This window comes from Micromonospora sp. WMMD1076, from assembly GCF_029581475.1.
Classification (GTDB): domain Bacteria; phylum Actinomycetota; class Actinomycetes; order Mycobacteriales; family Micromonosporaceae; genus Micromonospora; species Micromonospora aurantiaca.
This window is the reverse complement of sequence record NZ_CP120862.1, coordinates 4,041,067-4,058,342: the sequence shown is the minus strand read 5'-3', so window position 1 is coordinate 4,058,342 and position 17,276 is coordinate 4,041,067. Positions and strand designations below refer to the sequence as shown.

At 72.9% G+C, this 17,276-nt stretch carries 14 protein-coding genes; 9 read left to right on the top strand and 5 right to left on the bottom strand.

Annotated elements, in window-relative coordinates; all coding sequences use genetic code 11:
- Nucleotides 1–174: 174 nt before the first annotated feature.
- The 7 genes from O7622_RS19255 to O7622_RS19225 all read left to right on the top strand — a co-directional run bounded on the left by O7622_RS19255 (nucleotide 175) and on the right by O7622_RS19225 (nucleotide 8,731).
- Entirely contained in the window at nucleotides 175–1,233 is a 1,059-nt protein-coding gene (locus tag O7622_RS19255) for a LacI family DNA-binding transcriptional regulator (RefSeq protein WP_282309551.1), read from the top strand.
- A 115-nt stretch (nucleotides 1,234–1,348) separates the two neighbouring features.
- On the top strand, nucleotides 1,349–3,025 hold the full coding sequence (locus O7622_RS19250; protein ID WP_282309550.1) for an ABC transporter substrate-binding protein: 1,677 nt from the start codon (nucleotides 1,349–1,351) through the stop codon (nucleotides 3,023–3,025).
- Between the two features lie 86 nt (nucleotides 3,026–3,111).
- Entirely contained in the window at nucleotides 3,112–4,218 is a 1,107-nt protein-coding gene (locus O7622_RS19245; RefSeq protein WP_282309549.1) for an ABC transporter ATP-binding protein, read from the top strand.
- Entirely contained in the window at nucleotides 4,215–5,192 is a 978-nt protein-coding gene (locus tag O7622_RS19240) for an ABC transporter permease (protein ID WP_282309548.1), read from the top strand. The genes O7622_RS19245 and O7622_RS19240 overlap by 4 nt, the downstream gene beginning before the upstream one ends.
- Nucleotides 5,193–5,195: 3 nt before the next feature.
- Complete coding sequence (locus O7622_RS19235; protein ID WP_282309547.1) at nucleotides 5,196–6,278, top strand: ABC transporter permease; 1,083 nt, start codon at nucleotides 5,196–5,198, stop codon at nucleotides 6,276–6,278.
- On the top strand, nucleotides 6,275–7,282 hold the full coding sequence (locus O7622_RS19230; protein WP_282309546.1) for an ABC transporter ATP-binding protein: 1,008 nt from the start codon (nucleotides 6,275–6,277) through the stop codon (nucleotides 7,280–7,282). The genes O7622_RS19235 and O7622_RS19230 overlap by 4 nt, the downstream gene beginning before the upstream one ends.
- 36 nt (nucleotides 7,283–7,318) lie before the next feature.
- The gene (locus O7622_RS19225) at nucleotides 7,319–8,731 is read left to right on the top strand and encodes a GH1 family beta-glucosidase (protein WP_282309545.1); all 1,413 of its coding nucleotides are present in this window, start codon (nucleotides 7,319–7,321) and stop codon (nucleotides 8,729–8,731) included.
- Between the two features lie 23 nt (nucleotides 8,732–8,754).
- Here O7622_RS19225 and O7622_RS19220 read toward each other — a convergent pair whose 3' ends face one another.
- Nucleotides 8,755–9,999 carry an ROK family transcriptional regulator gene (locus O7622_RS19220; protein ID WP_282309544.1) on the bottom strand — a complete coding sequence of 415 codons (1,245 nt, stop codon included), beginning with the start codon at nucleotides 9,997–9,999 and terminating at the stop codon, nucleotides 8,755–8,757.
- Nucleotides 10,000–10,141: 142 nt separating this feature from the next.
- Between O7622_RS19220 and O7622_RS19215 the strand changes: the two genes are divergently transcribed.
- Entirely contained in the window at nucleotides 10,142–11,509 is a 1,368-nt protein-coding gene (locus O7622_RS19215) for a glycosyl hydrolase family 18 protein (RefSeq protein ID WP_282309543.1), read from the top strand.
- 126 nt (nucleotides 11,510–11,635) lie between these two features.
- Here O7622_RS19215 and O7622_RS19210 read toward each other — a convergent pair whose 3' ends face one another.
- Complete coding sequence (locus O7622_RS19210) at nucleotides 11,636–11,830, bottom strand: hypothetical protein (protein WP_282309542.1); 195 nt, start codon at nucleotides 11,828–11,830, stop codon at nucleotides 11,636–11,638.
- 82 nt (nucleotides 11,831–11,912) lie between these two features.
- Between O7622_RS19210 and sthA the strand changes: the two genes are divergently transcribed.
- Entirely contained in the window at nucleotides 11,913–13,316 is a 1,404-nt protein-coding gene (gene sthA / locus O7622_RS19205; protein WP_282309541.1) for a Si-specific NAD(P)(+) transhydrogenase, read from the top strand.
- Nucleotides 13,317–13,446: 130 nt separating this feature from the next.
- On the opposite strand, the gene O7622_RS19200 is transcribed toward sthA, so the two are convergent.
- Genes O7622_RS19200 through O7622_RS19190 form a run of 3 tightly spaced genes read right to left on the bottom strand, consistent with a single transcriptional unit; the run spans nucleotide 13,447 to nucleotide 17,253 of the window.
- Nucleotides 13,447–15,234 (bottom strand): gamma-glutamyltransferase family protein, encoded by a 1,788-nt coding sequence (locus O7622_RS19200; RefSeq protein ID WP_282309540.1) that lies wholly within the window; start codon nucleotides 15,232–15,234, stop codon nucleotides 13,447–13,449.
- A 10-nt stretch (nucleotides 15,235–15,244) separates the two neighbouring features.
- Nucleotides 15,245–16,279, bottom strand: a complete 1,035-nt coding sequence (locus tag O7622_RS19195; protein WP_282309539.1) for an ABC transporter ATP-binding protein — start codon at nucleotides 16,277–16,279, stop codon at nucleotides 15,245–15,247.
- Nucleotides 16,276–17,253, bottom strand: coding sequence for an ABC transporter ATP-binding protein (locus O7622_RS19190; RefSeq protein ID WP_282314179.1), 978 nt, complete (start codon nucleotides 17,251–17,253; stop codon nucleotides 16,276–16,278). Before O7622_RS19190 ends, O7622_RS19195 begins: the two co-directional genes overlap by 4 nt.
- Between the last annotated feature and the right edge of the window lie 23 nt (nucleotides 17,254–17,276).

The following is a 17,276-nucleotide window of genomic DNA, read 5'->3' as shown; positions in this document are numbered from 1 at the left end:
CCGTGATCGGTGCAGCCGCAGCCCGGGCACTTTTTTCAAAGCTCGAACTTAGCAGTGCATCGTTATCCGTCTGTGATTGACGTGAGCCGCGCCACTTGGGTTGACTGCCACCGGAACCGCTTCCGCAACCGGTTCCGAAACACCCCGCTCATCCCTGCGACCCGGGAGCGTCACGTGCCGATCACCATCGCCGACGTCGCCACCCGCGCCGGGGTGAGCAAGACGACGGTCTCCCGGGTGCTCAACGGCAAGGGCGAGGTGCACGTCCGCACCGCCGACCGGGTCCGCGCCGTGATCAGCGACCTCGGGTATGTGCCGAGCGCCCGCGCCGTCGGCCTGGCCCGGGGACGTACCCGGGTGGTCGGGATGCTGGTCCCGGCGCTGACCTGGCCCTGGATGGGCGAGGTGCTCCAGGGCGCGGCCGACGTGGTCGAGGCCGCCGGCTACGGCATGCTGCTGTTCACCTGCACCCACGGCGACGAGTCGATGCGCCGGTTCGCCTCCCAGGTCTCGGCCAAGTCGTTCGACGGTCTGCTCGTGGTCGAACCCGAGGGGACGCTGGACTACATCACCGAGCTGCACCGGCGCGGCCTGCCGGTCATCCTCATCGACGACCGGGGCCACCAGCCCGGCTTCCCGTCGGTGCGGACCACGAACGAGGAAGGCGCGCGGGCCGCCGCCACGCACCTGCTGGCGCTCGGCCGGCGGCAGCCGCTCGTCGTCACCGGACTGCGCCGGTTCGGCTGCACCCGGGAACGGCTCGCCGGGTTCGCCGGCGTCTACGCCGACGCGGGCGTGCCGATCGAGCCGGACCGGGTGGTCGAGGGCGACTTCACATTCGAGTGCGGGCGCGCGGCGGTACGGCGGCTGCTCGCCGACGGCGTGCCGTTCGACGCCGTCTTCGCCCACAACGACCTGTCGGCCGCCGGGGCGTTGCAGGCACTGCGCGACGCCGGGCGGCACGTCCCGCAGGACGTGGCTGTGGTCGGCTTCGACGATCTCCCGCTGGCCGGGCACACCCACCCGCCGCTGAGCTCGGTGCGCCAACCCCTGCGGGAGATGGGTGCGGCCGCCGCCCGCCTGCTCATCGGCCACCTCGCCGGCACCCCGCTGCCGGACACCCCGACCGTCATCCCGACCGGCTTCACCACCCGCGACTCGACGAACACAAGCGACCCGACCGCACCGGACCCGACAGGCGCGCGGGAACCGACGGGTGCCCGCGTCACCTGAGCCACCCGCCCTACCGGCGACCACACCGGCGGGCCCGCCCGCCGGTGGCACCACCGCACACCCTCCATCCACCACATCCCGCCCGAGGACTGCGGGACCACCGAGGGAGACCTCCATGAGAAGACGGCAACTCCTCGCCCTCGCGCTGGCCGGCGCGATGGTCACCGGCACCGCCGCCTGCGGCGACAGCCCGAACGCGAACAAGAAGAGCGGCCAGGCCGCGACCGTGTTGAACGTCGGCATGCCCAACGGCCCGCAGGCGGAGAACAACAACCCGTTCCTCACCACCTCGGCCGCCGCGTCGCTCGGCTACCGGTGGCAGATCTACGAGCCGCTGATGATGTGGAACCCGGTCAAGCCGGCCGAGCCGTTCAAGCCGTGGCTCGCCACCAAGGCCGAGTGGTCGCCGGACTACAAGACGGTGAAGGTGACCATCCGGGAGGACGCCACCTGGTCCGACGGGCAGAAGGTCACCGCCGAGGACGTCGCGTTCACCTACAACCTGGTGAAGAAGTTCCCGGCCCTCAACGACCAGGGCGTGCCGTACACGGACGCCGTGGCCAGCGGCAACGAGGTCACCATCTCGATGGCCAGCCCGCAGTTCGTCAACCAGCAGAAGGTGCTGTGGCGGGTGCCGATCGTGCCCAAGCACCTGTGGGAGAAGATCGCCGACCCGGCGAGCGACCCGGTGAAGCAGCCGGTCGGCAGCGGCCCGTACACGCTGAAGTCGTTCACCCCGGCGAGCATGACGCTCGCGGTACGCGACAGCGGCTACTGGCAGGACCCGCCGAAGGTCAAGGAACTGCGGTACACGTCCTACACGGACAACAGCGCGCAGACCACCGCGCTGGCGAACGGCGAGTCGGAGTGGAGCTTCGTCTTCATCCCGAACTACCAGACCGTGTTCGTGGCGAAGGACCAGAAGAACCACAAGATGTGGGCACCGCCGGTGCTGGGCATCCACGGCCTCTACCTGAACACCACGAAGAAGCCGTTCGACAACCCGGCGCTGCGCAAGGCGATGAACATGGTGATCGACCGGGCGGACATCTTCACCACCGCCGAGGCCGGCTACTTCCACCCCGAGGTCAAGAGCGTGACCGGCCTGCCCAGCCCGGCCGGTGACTCGTTCATCGCGCCCGAGTACAAGGGCCAGGAGCACAAGGTCGACGTCGAGGGCGCCAAGGCGCTGCTCACCGGCGCGGGGTACAAGCTGGACGGGACCACGCTGAAGGACAAGAGCGGCAAGCCGATCACGATCCGGCTCACCGACCCGGCCGGCTGGTCCGACTACCAGACCAGCCTGGAGATCGTGAAGGGCAACCTGGCGAAGATCGGCATCGCGGCCACCATCGACAAGGCCAACCAGGACGCCTGGTTCCGCAACGTCGAGCAGGGCAACTTCGACGCCACGTTCCGGTGGACCGAGAGCGGCGCCACGCCGTACGACATCTACCGGACGATCATGGACGGCCGCGTGCTCAAGCCGATCGGCACCGCCTCCCCGGCGGGCAACTTCGGCCGGTTCGAGAGCAAGGAGGCCACCGACGCGCTGGTGTCGTACGCCAACGCCACCGACGACGCCACCCGCACCACAGCGATGGCCACCCTGCAGAAGATCTTCGTCGAGCAGATGCCGATGATCCCGGTCGGCGCGGACAACATCGGCGGCGCGTACAGCACGAAGAACTGGACCGGCTGGCCGGACGACTCGAACCCGTACGGCGCGCTCCAGCCCACCCAGCCCAACGCGGTGGACGTGGTGCTGCACCTCAAGCCGGCCGCCGGCTGACCCGGCGCCGCAGGCCCGGCCACGATCGCCCGGCCGGGCCTGCGGCGCCCGCCCCTCGCTTCGGCAACCCCAGACAGGAATGCGGCATGACGTTGACCGAGAGCGCACCGGCGCCGGCCGACGAGGTGGTGCTGGAGGCCGTCGGCCTGACCAAGCACTTCCCCGTCCGCCGGCGGCTGCGTGACCTCCTCTCCCGCACCCCGGCGGTGGTGCACGCCGTCGACGACGTATCGATCGCGTTGCGCCGTGGCCGGGTGACGGCGCTCGTCGGCGAGTCCGGCTCCGGCAAGTCCACAGTCGCCCGGCTGCTGGCCCAGCTCTACCCGCGCACCGGCGGCGACATCCGGCTGCACGGCCGCTCGACCCGGGTACGCGGCGGCCGCCGGTTCCGGGCGTACGTGCGCCGGGTGCAGCTGATCCTCCAGGACCCGTTCGCCTCGCTGAACCCGGTGCACACGGTCCGCTACCACCTGACCCGGTCGCTGCGCATCCACGGCAACGCCGGGACCGGGCCGGACGGGCTGGAGAAGGCGCTCGCCGACCTGCTGGCCCGGGTCGCGCTGACCCCGCCGGAGCGCTACCTCGACGCGTTCCCGCACGAGTTGTCCGGCGGGCAGCGTCAGCGGGTGGCGATCGCGCGGGCGCTCGGCGCCGACCCCGAGGTGCTGCTCGCCGACGAGCCGGTGTCCATGCTCGACGTGTCGATCCGCCTCGGCGTGCTCAACCTGCTCCAGGACCTCAAGGACCGGCTCGACCTGGCCATCCTCTACATCACCCACGACATCGCCTCGGCCCGCTACTTCGCCGACGAGACCATCGTCATGTACGCCGGGCGGATGGTCGAGGGCGGCGACAGCGAGACGGTCACCCAGCGCCCGGCCCACCCGTACACCCGGTTGCTGATCGAATCGGCGCCGGACCCGGAGCGGATCACCGGCGCGGGCGGCGACGGCGCGGCGGCCGGCGAGAAGGGTCACGGCGAGCCGCCGAGCCTGATCCGCCCGCCGGCCGGCTGCCGGTTCCACCCGCGCTGCCCGGCGGCCATGCCGCGCTGCGCCACCGACCTGCCGCCGCCGATCCCGGTCGACGACGCGCCCGGACACTGGGCGGCCTGCTGGCTGTACGACGCGGAGACCGTCGCGACGGAGAAGCCGGAGAACGCGGAGAAGGCCGGAACGGAGGCGGCCCGGTGAGATTCCTGCTGCAACGGGTGGCCTTCTACCTGTTCACCGCCTGGGCGGCGATCACGCTCAACTTCTTCATCCCGCGGATGGTGCCCGGCGATCCGGTGCAGTCGCTGATCTCCCGCAACCAGGGCCGGATCAGCGCCGACGCGGTCGCGTCGCTGCGGGTGCTGTTCGGGCTGGACTCCGACCGCTCGCTGTGGGAGCAGTACGTCGCCTACTGGGGGCAGCTCCTGCGCGGCGACCTGGGACTGTCGTTCACGTTCTTCCCCGCGCCGGTGTCGGAGGTGATCGGGAACAGCCTGCCGTGGACGGTCGGCCTGGTCGGCGTCACCACGATCGTCAGCTTCCTGCTCGGCACCGCGCTCGGCGTCGGCGCCGGCTGGCGGCGCGGCTCGTGGATCGACGGGCTGCTGCCGGCCACCACGTTCCTGTCCTCGATCCCGTACTTCTGGCTCGGCCTGGTCGCGATCGCGCTGTTCGCCGGGCCGGGCAGCTTCTTCCCCTCCTCCGGCGGCTACGAGCCGGGCCTGGTGCCGGCGTTCGACGCGTACTTCGTGCCCAGCGCGATCCAGCACAGCATCCTGCCCGCGGCGACCATCCTGGTGTCGTCGATGAGCGGCTGGATCCTCAGCATGCGCAACATGATGGTGACTGTCGCCAGCGAGGACTACATCACCGTGGCGCACGCCAAGGGGCTGTCCGAACGCCGGGTGGCACTCAGCTACGCCGCCCGCAACGCGCTGCTGCCGAACGTGTCCGGGTTCGCGCTGTCGCTCGGTTTCATCGTCGGCGGCACGCTGCTCGTGGAGATCGTCTTCTCGTACCCGGGCCTGGGGTTCCAGCTCTTCCAGGCCGTCGGCGCGAAGGACTACCCGCTGATGCAGGGCATCTTCCTGATCATCACGATCTCGGTGCTGGTGGCGAACCTGCTCGCCGACGTGGCGTACCTGCTCCTCGACCCGCGGACCCGAAAGAGCTGAGCGATGACACTCTCCCCGTCCAGCATCGAGCAGGTCATCCCCGGTCAGGGGGCGATGGCGCAGCCGTCGGCCCGGGCACGCCGCCGCCGGTTCCGCTTCGTCGCCAACGCCAAGGCCGCGACCGGCCTCGCCGTCCTCGGGGTGTACGTGCTCCTGGCGGTGATCGGACCGTGGATCGCGCCGTACGACCCGGACGCGCGCAGCGCCGACGTGCTCCAGGCGCCCTCGGCCCGGCACTGGTTCGGCACCACCCACCTCGGGCAGGACATCTTCAGCCAGATCCTGGTCGGTGCGCGCAGCGTGATGGTGGTGGGCCTGACCGCCGGCGTGCTCGCCACGATCCTGTCCGTCCTCATCGGCGTGACCGCCGGATACCTGGGCGGCGCGGCCGACGAGGGCCTGTCGGCGGTGTCGAACGTGTTCCTCGTGATCCCGGCGCTGCCGCTGATCATCATCGTCACGTCCCTGGTCGACCAGGCCAGCGACATGCTCGTGGCGCTCATCATCGGCCTCACCTCGTGGGCCTGGGGCGCGCGGGTGCTGCGCGCCCAGACGCTGTCGTTGCGCCGCCGCGACTACGTCGAGGCCGCCCGCGCCACCGGTGAGCGGACCTGGCGGATCATCGGCTTCGAGATCCTGCCCAACCTGACCGCGATCATCGCCTCCGGCTTCGTCGGCACCGTCATCTTCGCGGTGATGTCGGAGATCACCCTCGCCTTCATCGGCGTCTCGTCGATGACGTCGTGGAACTGGGGCACGATCCTGTTCTGGGCGCAGGGACAGCAGGCCCTGGCACAGGGCGCCTGGTGGTGGTTCGTCCCGGCCGGGCTGGCCATCGCGCTGCTCGGTACCGCGCTCGCGCTGATCAACTTCGGCATCGACGAGTTCGTCAGCCCCCGGCTGCGGACCGGCGGCCGGACCCGGATCCGTACCGCCGACGGCCGCACCGTCGCGATGCGCGTCGGGTTCACCCCGGTGCTCGCGCCGGTCACCGCGTCGGTGCCCATGCAGGCGCGCGCCGCCGGCGGCCGACCGCCCGCCGACGCCGTCCGGCCGCCCGCCGACGAGAGAGGGAAGCGCGCATGAGCGACCAGGTGCTGGAGATCCGCGGCCTGTGCGTCGACTACGGCGTCGGTGCGGACGCGGTCCGCGCGGTCCGCGACGTCGACCTGACGCTGCACCGCGGCGAGGTACTCGGCCTGGCCGGGGAGAGCGGCAGCGGCAAGTCCACCCTGGCCTACGGGCTGACCCGGCTGCTACCCCCGCCCGGTGTGGTCAGCGGCGGCCAGGTGATCTACCACCCGGCCGACGGCCCGCCGGTCGACGTGCTCACGCTCAGCCCGGCGAGGCTGCGCGAGTTCCGCTGGGCGGAGACGTCGATCGTGTTCCAGGGCGCGATGAACTCGCTGAACCCGGTGCACAAGGTCTCCACCCAGCTGCTCGACGTGATCCGGGCACACGAGCGCAGGAGCACGGCGGCGAGCCGGTCGGCCCGCGCCAAGGAACTGCTGCGCCTGGTCGGCATCTCCGCCGACCGGCTGGACAGCTACCCGCACCAGCTCTCCGGCGGCATGCGCCAGCGGGTCATGATCGCGATGGCGCTGGCGCTGGAACCGCAGGTGGTCATCATGGACGAGCCGACCACCGCGCTGGACGTGGTGATGCAGCGGCAGATCCTCGGCCAGCTCGCCGAGCTGCGCGAACGCCTCGGTTTCGCGGTGCTGTTCATCACCCACGACCTGTCGCTGCTCGTCGAGTTCTCCGACCGGATCGCGATCATGTACGGCGGCCGGATCGTCGAGGAGGCGCCCGCCACCCGGCTGTACCGGGAACCGCTGCACCCGTACACCGAGGGGTTGCTGCACTCGTTCCCGGCGCTGCACGGTCCCCGCCGCGAGCTGACCGGCATCCCCGGCTCCCCGCCGGACCTGCGCGCCATGCCGTCCGGCTGCGCGTTCCACCCCCGCTGCCCGAAGGCGTTCGACGGGTGCGACGAGCAGGTGCCGGTTCTCGGCGCCCCGCGCGTCGACGACCCGGCGCGGGCCGTCGCGTGCCGGCTGCACCCGGCCGTCGCGCCCCTGTCCCGCTGACCCGCCCGACACCACCCGCTACCCGCGAGGAGAACCATGGACACCGACCTCACCCGCCCGTCGTCAGTCGCCGGCGCGGACCCGATCGACACGCTGCCGCCGACCTTCCGGTGGGGGGTGGCGACGTCGTCGTACCAGATCGAGGGGGCGGTGGCCGAGGACGGCCGCACCCCGTCGATCTGGGACACGTTCTGCCGGGTGCCGGGCGCTGTGGCAAACGGTGACCACGGCGACGTGGCGTGCGACCACTACCACCGGATGCCGCAGGACGTCGCGCTCATCGCGGACCTGGGGCTGGACACGTACCGGTTCTCGGTGGCCTGGCCCCGGGTGCAGCCGGGCGGGCGCGGTCCGGCCAACGTGGCCGGGCTGGCCTTCTACGACCGGCTGGTGGACGAGCTGCTCGGCCGGGGCGTCGAGCCGTGGGTGACGCTGTACCACTGGGACCTGCCGCAGGAGCTGGAGGACGCGGGCGGCTGGCCGAACCGGGACACCGCGTACCGGTTCGCCGACTACGCGGAGCTGGTCTTCGCCGCGCTCGGCGACCGGGTCCGCACCTGGACCACGCTCAACGAGCCGTGGTGCTCGGCGATGCTCGGGTACGCCTACGGCGACCACGCCCCGGGCCGGCGGAACCTGGGCGACGGCATCGCCGCGGCGCACCACCTGCTGCTCGGGCACGGGCTGGCGACGCGGCGCCTGCGCGAGGCGGCCCGGTCCCCGATCGAGCTGGGCCTGACGCTGAACCTGTCCACCGCCGACCCGGCGACCGGCAGCGCTGCCGACCGGGACGCGGCGCGGGCCGCCGACGGGCTGGCCAACCGGCTCTACCTCGACCCGGTGCTGCGCGGGGAGTACCCGCAGGACGTGGTCGCGGACCTGGCCGCCGAGGGGGTACGGATCCCGGTGCAGGACGGTGACCTGGACGTCATCGCCACCCCGATCGACGTGCTCGGGGTCAACTACTACTTCGGGCAGATGCACTCCGGCGTGGACGAGCAGGGCCGGGACCGCGACGACGACGGCAGGCCGGTACGCCGGGTGGTCCGCCGCGACCTGCCGCGTACCGCGATGGACTGGGAGATCGTCCCGGAGTCCTTCACCGACCTGCTGGTGCGGCTGCACCGCGACTACCCGGGCACGCCCATGGTGATCACGGAGAACGGCGCCGCGTTCGACGACGAGCCGGACGCCGACGGGTTCGTCGCCGACGACGACCGGGTCGGCTACCTCACCGAGCACCTGCGGGCGGTGGCCCGGGCCCGGGCGGCCGGCGCCGACGTGCGCGGCTACTTCGCCTGGTCGCTGCTGGACAACTTCGAGTGGGCGTACGGCTACGACAAGCGGTTCGGCATCGTCCGGGTCGACTACGACACGCAGCGCCGCACCCCCAAGCGCAGCGCGCTGTGGTACCGGGACACCGTGCGGCGGGTACGCGGGCAGCGCTGACGCCGGCGTGGGGGCCGGGCCGGTCAGTGACGGCGGCCCGGCCCCCACGCCGGGCCCGGGCGGGCGGCCGGGTCGCGGGGCACGCCGCCGTCGCGCAGCAGCCGGGTCATCGGCAGGGTGGCCGCGCCCATCGCGACCGCGTCCGGTCCGAGCCGGCACAGCTCGATCGAGGTCTGCGCGTACGGCTGGCGCAGCGCGTGCCGCGCGGTCGCCTCACGGATCGCGGGCAGGTGCCGCTCGCCCAGGGCCAGCCCGGCCCAGCCGCCGAGCACCACCCGCTCCGGGTTGAACAGGTTCACCAGGTTCGCCACCCCGGCGCCCAGGTAGCCGACAGTCTCGTCGATCACCTTCGCGGCGGTGCGGCCGGTGGAGCGCAGCAGCTCGCCGAAGGCGGTCTCCTCGTCCGCGCCCGGAGCCGGGCGGCCCCGGTTGGCCTGGCGGAACCGGTCCAGCACCGCCTCCGCGCCGACGTACGCCTCAAGGCAGCCGAGGTTGCCGCAGCGGCAGCGGCGGCCTCCGTACACGATGGTGGTGTGGCCCCACTCCCCGGCGCTGCTGTGCGCGCCGCGGTAGCCGACGCCGTCGGCGACCACGCTCGCGCCGACGCCGGAGCCGACCAGGGCGACCACCGCGTGCCGGACGCCGCGGCCGGCGCCGAACCACATCTCGGCCTGGCCGAGCGTCTTCGCGCCGTTGTCCACGTGCACCGGTACGTCGGTGCCGGCGCGCAGCGCCGCGCCGAGCGGGACGCCGTCCCAGCCGAGCGTCTGGGCGTGCACCACGGCGTCAGCGGTGCGCTCGACGGTGCCGGCGACGGCGACGCCGAAGCCGAGCACCGCGGCCGGGTCGACGCCCGCCTGCTCGGTGACGGCGGCCAGGCCGTGTAGCAGGTGCGCGGCGACCCGCTCGGGGTCGGGGTCGGCCGCGGCGATCGGGTACTCCGCCTTGGCCAGCGCGGTCATGCTCAGGTCGAACAACTCCACCTGGACGCGGGTCTCGCCGACGTCGGCGCCGACCAGGTAGCCGTAGCCGGGCGCGACGCGCAGCAGCACGCGGGGGCGGCCGCCGTCGGACTCGACCGAGCCGGCCTCCTCGACCAGGCCCTCGTTGATCATCTCGCCGACGAGGTTGCTGACGCTGGCCAGGCTGAGCGCTGTGGACTGGCCCAGCTCGTGCCGGCTGAGCGGGCCGTCCAGCCAGATCCGGGTCAGCAGGACCGACCGGTTGGCCCGGCGCATGTCGCGCACCGTGGTGCGTCTGGCGTCCACGTCGCCGCCGTCCTTTCCCGGCCGCCCGCGGGCGGCTTTCGTTCCTGCTTCACGCCCTGAGCGGGGTGGTGACAGGGTACGCCGCATTTACACTTAACAAAGTTAACTGATAACCTCCGGCGCATCGATGAGGAGGTATGTCATGCGACTCGGACGTGGGATGACCACTCTGCTCGGTGGCGTCGCGCTGCTCGCCGCCACCGCCGCCGCCCTGCCCGCCACCGCCGCCACACCGACCCGCGCCGCCGGCGCGCTCGTCGCCTGTGACGCGCCGGCCTGGGCCGAGGGCGTCACCTGGACCGCCGGCAGCCGGGTGACCTACAACGGCCGGCTCTACCAGGCGCTCGTCACGCACACCCCGCCCGCCGGCGCGGGCTGGAACCCGGCCGCCGTGCCGGCGCTCTGGACCGACCTCGGCGCCTGCACCGGCGGCACGCCGTCGCCGAGCCCCACGACCCGGCCGCCGTCGCCCTCCCCCACCGCCTCCCCGTCCCCGACGCGTACGCCGACGCCCACGCCCACTGTGTCGTCCAGCCCGACCACCCCGGGCGGCGACACCTGCGCGCTGCGGTCCCGGCCGACCGGCAAGGTGCTCCAGGGCTACTGGGAGAACTGGGACGGCGCCGCGAACGGCGTACACCCCGGCCTCGGCTGGATCCCGATCACCGACTCCCGGATCACCGGGCACGGCTACAACGTGGTGACCGCCGCGTTCCCGGTCATCCGCGCCGACGGCACCGTGCTCTGGGAGGACGGCATGGACGCCGGTGTCAGGGTGCCCACCCCGGCACAGGTGTGCCAGGCCAAAGCCGCCGGGCTCACAGTGCTGCTGTCCATCGGCGGCGCCACCGCCGGGATCGACCTCGGCTCCAGCGCTGTCGCCGACCGGTTCGTCGCCACCGTCGTACCGATCCTCAAGCGGCACAACTTCGACGGCATCGACATCGACATCGAGACCGGCCTGACCGGCAGCGGGAACATCAACCAGCTCTCCCCCTCGCAGGCCAACCTGATCCGGATCATCGACGGGGTGCTGGCCCAGATGCCGGCCGGCTTCGGGCTCACCATGGCGCCGGAGACCGCGTACGTCACCGGCGGCAGCGTCACCTACGGCTCGATCTGGGGCGCGTACCTGCCGATCGTGAAGAAGTACGCCGACAACGGGCGGCTGTGGTGGCTGAACATGCAGTACTACAACGGCTCGATGTACGGCTGCGCCGGTGACTCGTACCCGGCCGGCACGGTGGCCGGTTTCGTCGCGCAGACCAACTGCCTCGACACCGGCCTGGTCGTGCAGGGCACCACCATCCGCGTACCGCTGGACCGACAGGTCCCGGGGCTGCCCGCACAGGTCGGCGCCGGCGGCGGCCACATGAGCCCGGCGCTGGTGGCCCAGGCGTGGAACACCTACCAGGGACGCCTGAAGGGCCTGATGACCTGGTCGGTCAACTGGGACGGCTCGAAGGGCTGGACGTTCGGCGACAACGTCCGCTCGCTCCAGGGCCGCTGAGACGCGCCGCGCGGCCCGCCGCGGTCAGCTTCTCCTTCGCCACCGCGCCGGGAACCGTCACGCCGTCCAGCGTGACGCTGTCGAGCTGGTAGGGCATGAAGTCGAGAACCAGGTTCGGCGCGTCCTTCACCGGCCGGATCCGCAGCGTGGCGGTGCCGGCGTCGACCGCCCCGCCTGCCAGGCGGCGTAGTCGACGGCGGGCGCGGTCGGGCTCGGCGGAGCGGAGGCGGAGGGGGTCGCGGCCGGGGCGGCGGGAGCGGTGGTGCACCCGGCGACCAGCAGCGGTCCGAGGAGCATGATCGGGGTTGCGGGGCGGCGCATCAGCGCACCCTACGGCAGTGATCGGCCTTCCTGAGGGCGTCCCGGCTGGCACAGGTTGCGAGACCCTGCCAGGCTGGCGCTCGTGTATGACTACGACCTGCTGGTGCTGGGCTCCGGACCGAGTGGACAGAAGGCGGCGATAGCCGCGGCGAAGCTGGGCCGCCGCGTCGCGATCGTGGACCGCCGCGACATGCTCGGCGGGGTGTGCATCAACACCGGCACCGTGCCCTCCAAGACGCTGCGCGAGGCGGTCCTCTACCTGAGCGGGCTCAGCCAGCGCGACCTCTACGGCAGCAGCTACCGGGTCAAGGAGGACATCACAGTCGCCGACCTGGCCGCCCGCACCCAGCACGTGATCACCCGGCAGACCGACGTCATCCGCAACCAACTGGCCCGCAACAAGGTCTCGCTGATCACCGGCACCGGCCGGTTCGCCGACGCCCACTCCGTGTGGGTGGACGCCGGCTCCGGGCGGGAGACCCGGGTCAGCTTCGACAAGGCGGTCATCGCCGCCGGCACCCGCCCGGCCCGCCCGGACAGCGTCGACTTCGACGACCGGACGATCGTCGACTCCGACGGCGTGATCAACCTCCAGGCCGTCCCGCGCAGCATGGTCGTCGTCGGCGCCGGGGTGATCGGCATGGAGTACGCGTCCCTGTTCGCCGCGCTCGGCACCAAGGTGACGGTGGTCGAGCGCCGCCCGCGGATGCTCGACTTCTGCGACGAGGAGATCGTCGAATCCCTGAAGTACCACCTGCGGGACCTGTCGGTGACCTTCCGCTTCGGCGAGGAGGTGGCCGCCGTGGAGAAGCACCGCAGCGCCGCGCTCTGCGTCCTGCGCAGCGGGAAGAAGATCGCCGCGGACACGGTGATGTACTCCGCCGGGCGGCAGGGGCAGACCGACGACCTCGCGCTGGAGGCAGCCGGGCTCACCGCCGACCACCGGGGCCGGATCACCGTCGACGCCGACTACCGCACCGCCGTCGACAACATCTACGCCGTCGGCGACGTGATCGGGTTCCCCGCCTTGGCGTCCACCTCGATGGAACAGGGCCGGCTGGCCGCCCAGCACGCGTGCGGGGAACCGGCGCGCGGGATGTCGGACCTGCAACCGATCGGCATCTACACCATTCCGGAGATCAGCTTCGTCGGGAAGACCGAGGAGCAGCTGACCGAGGCGTCCGTCCCGTTCGAGGTGGGCATCGCCCGCTACCGGGAGCTGGCCCGGGGGCAGATCGTCGGCGACTCGTACGGGATGCTGAAACTGCTCGTCTCGCCCGAGGACGGCCGGCTGCTCGGGGTGCACGTGTTCGGCACCGGCGCCACCGAGATCGTCCACATCGGGCAGGCCGTGATGGGGTGCGGCGGCACAGTCGACTACCTGCTGGACGCCGTCTTCAACTACCCGACGCTGGCGGAGGCGTACAAGGTGGCCGCCCTCGACGCCGCCAACAAGATCCGCAACATAACCCGAATCGACACCTGACCCCACCCCCGCCCCCACCCTGTCGATCTTGCACTTCCGGCCAGGTTCTCGCCCGTTATACCGGCTATGCCCGGGCGACAAGTGCATGATCAACGCGGTAGGGGCGGGAGGGCGAGGGCGGGACGGTGGATCAGCGGCCTGTGGCGTAGCCCTGGGCGCCTCGCGGGTTCGCCGCGGCGGAGAGGACCCCGGTGTGCGGGTCGCGTGTCACGGCGCACATGCGGCCCAGGCTCCACGGGCCGGACAGGCGGACGGTGTGGCCCCTGGCGCGCAGGCCCGCCAGCACGTCGCCGTCGATCCGGTCCTCCAGCACCAGCACGCCCGGCTCGGCCTCGCGCGGATAGAACGACGCCGGGAAGCTCGTCGTGTGCCACGTCGGGGCGTCGATCGCCTCCTGCAACTCCTGCCCGCCGGCCAGGTGCCGCAGCAGGAACAGCAGCTGCCACTGGTCCTGCTGGTCGCCGCCGGGCGTCCCGCACGCCATCACCGGTTCGCCGTCGCGGAGCACGAGCGTCGGGCTGAGCGTGGTACGCGGACGGCGTCCCGGCCGCAGCGTCGAGGCGAGCCCCTCCTCCAGCCAGCACATCTGCAACCGGCTGCCGAGCGGGAAGCCCAGCTCCGCGATGGTGGGTGAACTCTGCAGCCAGCCGCCACTGGGCGTGGCGGAGATGATGTTGCCCCACCGGTCCACCACGTCGACGTGGCAGGTGTCGCCCCGGGTGACGCCGTCGGCCCGTACCGTGGGTTCGCCGGTGCTCGGATCCTGCGGAAGGGCACTCCGGTCCACGTCGGCGCGCAGGTGGGACGGGAGCCGGGGCGGCTCGCCCGCCGGGCTACCGGGGCGCAGCGACGTGTCGGCGCGGTCGCCGACCAGCGCGGCCCGCGCGCGGGCGTAGCCGGCCGACAGCAGCGCGGAGCCCGGCACGTCGGTGTCGCCGTACCACGCCTCCCGGTCGGCGAACGCGAGCTTCAGCGCCTCGGCCTGCGCGTGGATGCCCTCGAGGCTCGACGGGTCGTGGACACGCGAGTCGTCGAGCGCGTCCAGAATGGAGAGCGCCTGGAGCAGCACCGGCCCCTGGCCCCAGAAGCCGGTCTTGGCGATCGTGTGCCCGTGCCAGTCCAGCGTGACCGGTTCCTCCCAGCTCGCCGACCAACCGGCCAGGTCGTCGCCGGTGACCAGCCCGGCGTGGGTGCGCCCGCTCGAGTCGCGGAACGGCAGCCGGCTGAACGCGTCGATCGCCTCGGCGACGAAACCCTCCCGCCAGGCGCGCCGGGCCGCGTCGATCTGCGCCTCCCGGTCCGCACCGGCGGCCCGTCCCGCGTCGACGAGGCGGCGCAGCGTGTCCGCGTACGCCGGGTTGGTGACCATCTCCCCCGGCGCGGGTGGGCGGCCGTCGCGGAGCCAGAGACGCGCGGAGGTCGGCCAGTGGTCGGTGAACAGCGACCGGACCCGCGCGACTGTCTGCCCGGCCGGGCCGACGAGCGGATGGCCGGCGGCGGCGTAGCCGATCGCCGGTTCCAGGACCTCGGCGAGCGTGCGGGTGCCGTGGTCGCGCAGCAGCAACAGCCAGGCGTCGACGGCGCCCGGTACCACGGCGGCGAGCGGGCCGGCGCCGGGGACGAGGTCCAGGCCGAGCGAGCGGAAGTGCGCGACCGTCGCGGCCGCAGGCGCCGGGCCCTGGCCGCACAGCACCCGCGGGGTGGGGTCGGTCGCGGTGGCGAGGATCGCGGGCACCTCACCGGCCGGGCCGTTGAGGTGCGGCTCCACGACGTGCAGCACGAACCCGGCGGCCACCGCGGCGTCGAAGGCGTTGCCGCCGCGTTCCAGCACACCCATCGCGGACTGGCTGGCCAGCCAGTGCGTGGACGAGACCATGCCGAACGTGCCGCGCAGCGTCGGCCGGGTGGTGAACGCCATGGGCGCGAGCCTACGGCGTGCCGGCGGCGTCGGCGTGCGTCGTCGCGCTCTCCCCCACGCCACCGTCGCGCTCGCCGTCGAGCGGGAACAGGCACGCCGCGTGGTGGCCCGGGCCGACCTCGGCGAGCACCGGATCGGTCCCGGCGCACGCGGGGCGGGCCTGGGGGCATCGGGTACGGAAGCGGCATCCGCTCGGCGGGTCCACCGGGCTGGGGATGTCGCCGGTGAGCACGATCCGGTGGCGCTGCCGTTCGACGCGGGGATCGGCCACCGGCACCGCCGACAGCAGCGCGGCCGTGTAGGGGTGCGCCGGGCGCCGGTAGATCCGCTCGGGTGGGCCGATCTCGACGATGCGGCCCAGGTACATCACCGCGATCCGGTCGCTCATGTGCTCGACGGCGGCCAGGTCGTGCGCGATGAACAGGTAGGTCAGCCCCAGGTCGCGTTGCAGGTGCCGGAGCAGGTTCATGATCTGCGCCTGCACGCTCAGGTCCAGCGAGGCGATCGGCTCGTCCAGGACGATCAGGTCCGGCTCGCCGGCCAGCGCCCGGGCCACGCCGACCCGCTGGCGCTGGCCGCCGGACAGCTCGTGCGGATACCGGCCGGCGGTGTCGGCGCGCAGGCCGACCAGGTCCAGCAGCTCCGCGACCCGGTCCCGCCGGGCGGCGGCGGACGTGGCGAGCCGGTGCACGATCAGCGGCTCGGCGATGCTGTCGCCGACCGTACGGCGTGGATCCAGTGACGCCTGCGGGTCCTGGAAGACCATCGCGACGTGCCGGCGGGTCGCGCGCAGGCGGCGGCGCGACCAGCGGGTCACGTCCGCGCCGGCCACCCGGACCCGCCCGGCGGTGGGGTCGGTCAGCCGCAGCAGCGCCAGGCCGGCCGTGGACTTGCCGCTGCCGGACTCGCCGACCAGCCCGAGCGTCTCGCCCCGGCGTACGGCGAGACTGACGCCGTCCACGGCGCGGACGGTTCCGGCCGGGGTCGGGAAGTGCACCTTCAGGTCGTCCAGCTCGGCGACCACGTCCGCGGTGTCGGCGCTCATCCGGCCTCTCCACTGTAGAAGGTGCGGACCGTGTGCCCGTCGCCGACCGGCGTCAGCGGGGGCAGCTCGTGCTCGCAGCGGGGGTCGGCGCGTACCGGGCAGCGCGGCCAGAACGCGCAGCCGGGCGGCAGGTCCAGCGGGCTCGGCGGCGACCCGGGGATGGCGACCAGGTCCTCGCCGCGGCGTGACGGGTCCGGCCGGGCCGCCAGCAGCGCCCGCGTGTACGGGTGCGTGGGCATGTCGAAAACCGCGTCGACGGGGCCCTGCTCGACGATCCGCCCGCCGTACATGACCGCGACGGTGTCGGCGATGCCTGCGACCACACCCAGGTCGTGGGTGACCCAGACGACGGCTGTGCCCAGCCGCGCCTGGAGGTCGGCGACCAGCTCGACGATCTGCGCCTGCGTGGTGACGTCGAGCGCGGTGGTCGGCTCGTCGGCGATCAGCAGGTCCGGCTCGCAGGCGAGCGCCATGGCGATGGCGACACGCTGGCGCATGCCGCCGGAGAACTGGTGCGGGTACGCGTCGACGCGCCGCGCGGCCGACGGGATGCCCACCAGTTCCAGCAGCTCCACCGCCCGGTCGCGGGCGGCGCGGCGGGTCAGCCCGAGGTGTTCCTCGGCCGCCTCGGTGACCTGCCGGCCCACCGGCAGCACCGGGTTGAGCGAGGTCGTCGGATCCTGGAAGACGAACCCGACGTGCCGGCCGCGTATCTTGCGGCGGCGGTCGTCGGGCAGCGCGGTCAGCTCCGTGTCGAGCAGCCGGACCCGGCCGGTGACTGTGGCGGCGCGCGGGGCGAGGCCGGTGGCGGCGAGCAGGGTCATGCTCTTGCCGCTGCCGGACTCGCCGACCAGGGCGAACGTCTCCCCCGGCCGTACCCGCCAGGACACCCCGGCCACGGCACGGACCGGGCCGCGGCGGGTGCCGACTGTGACGGTGAGGTCGTCCACGGACAGCACCGTCGAGTCGGTCACGGAGTGCCGGCGCCGGCTCGGCA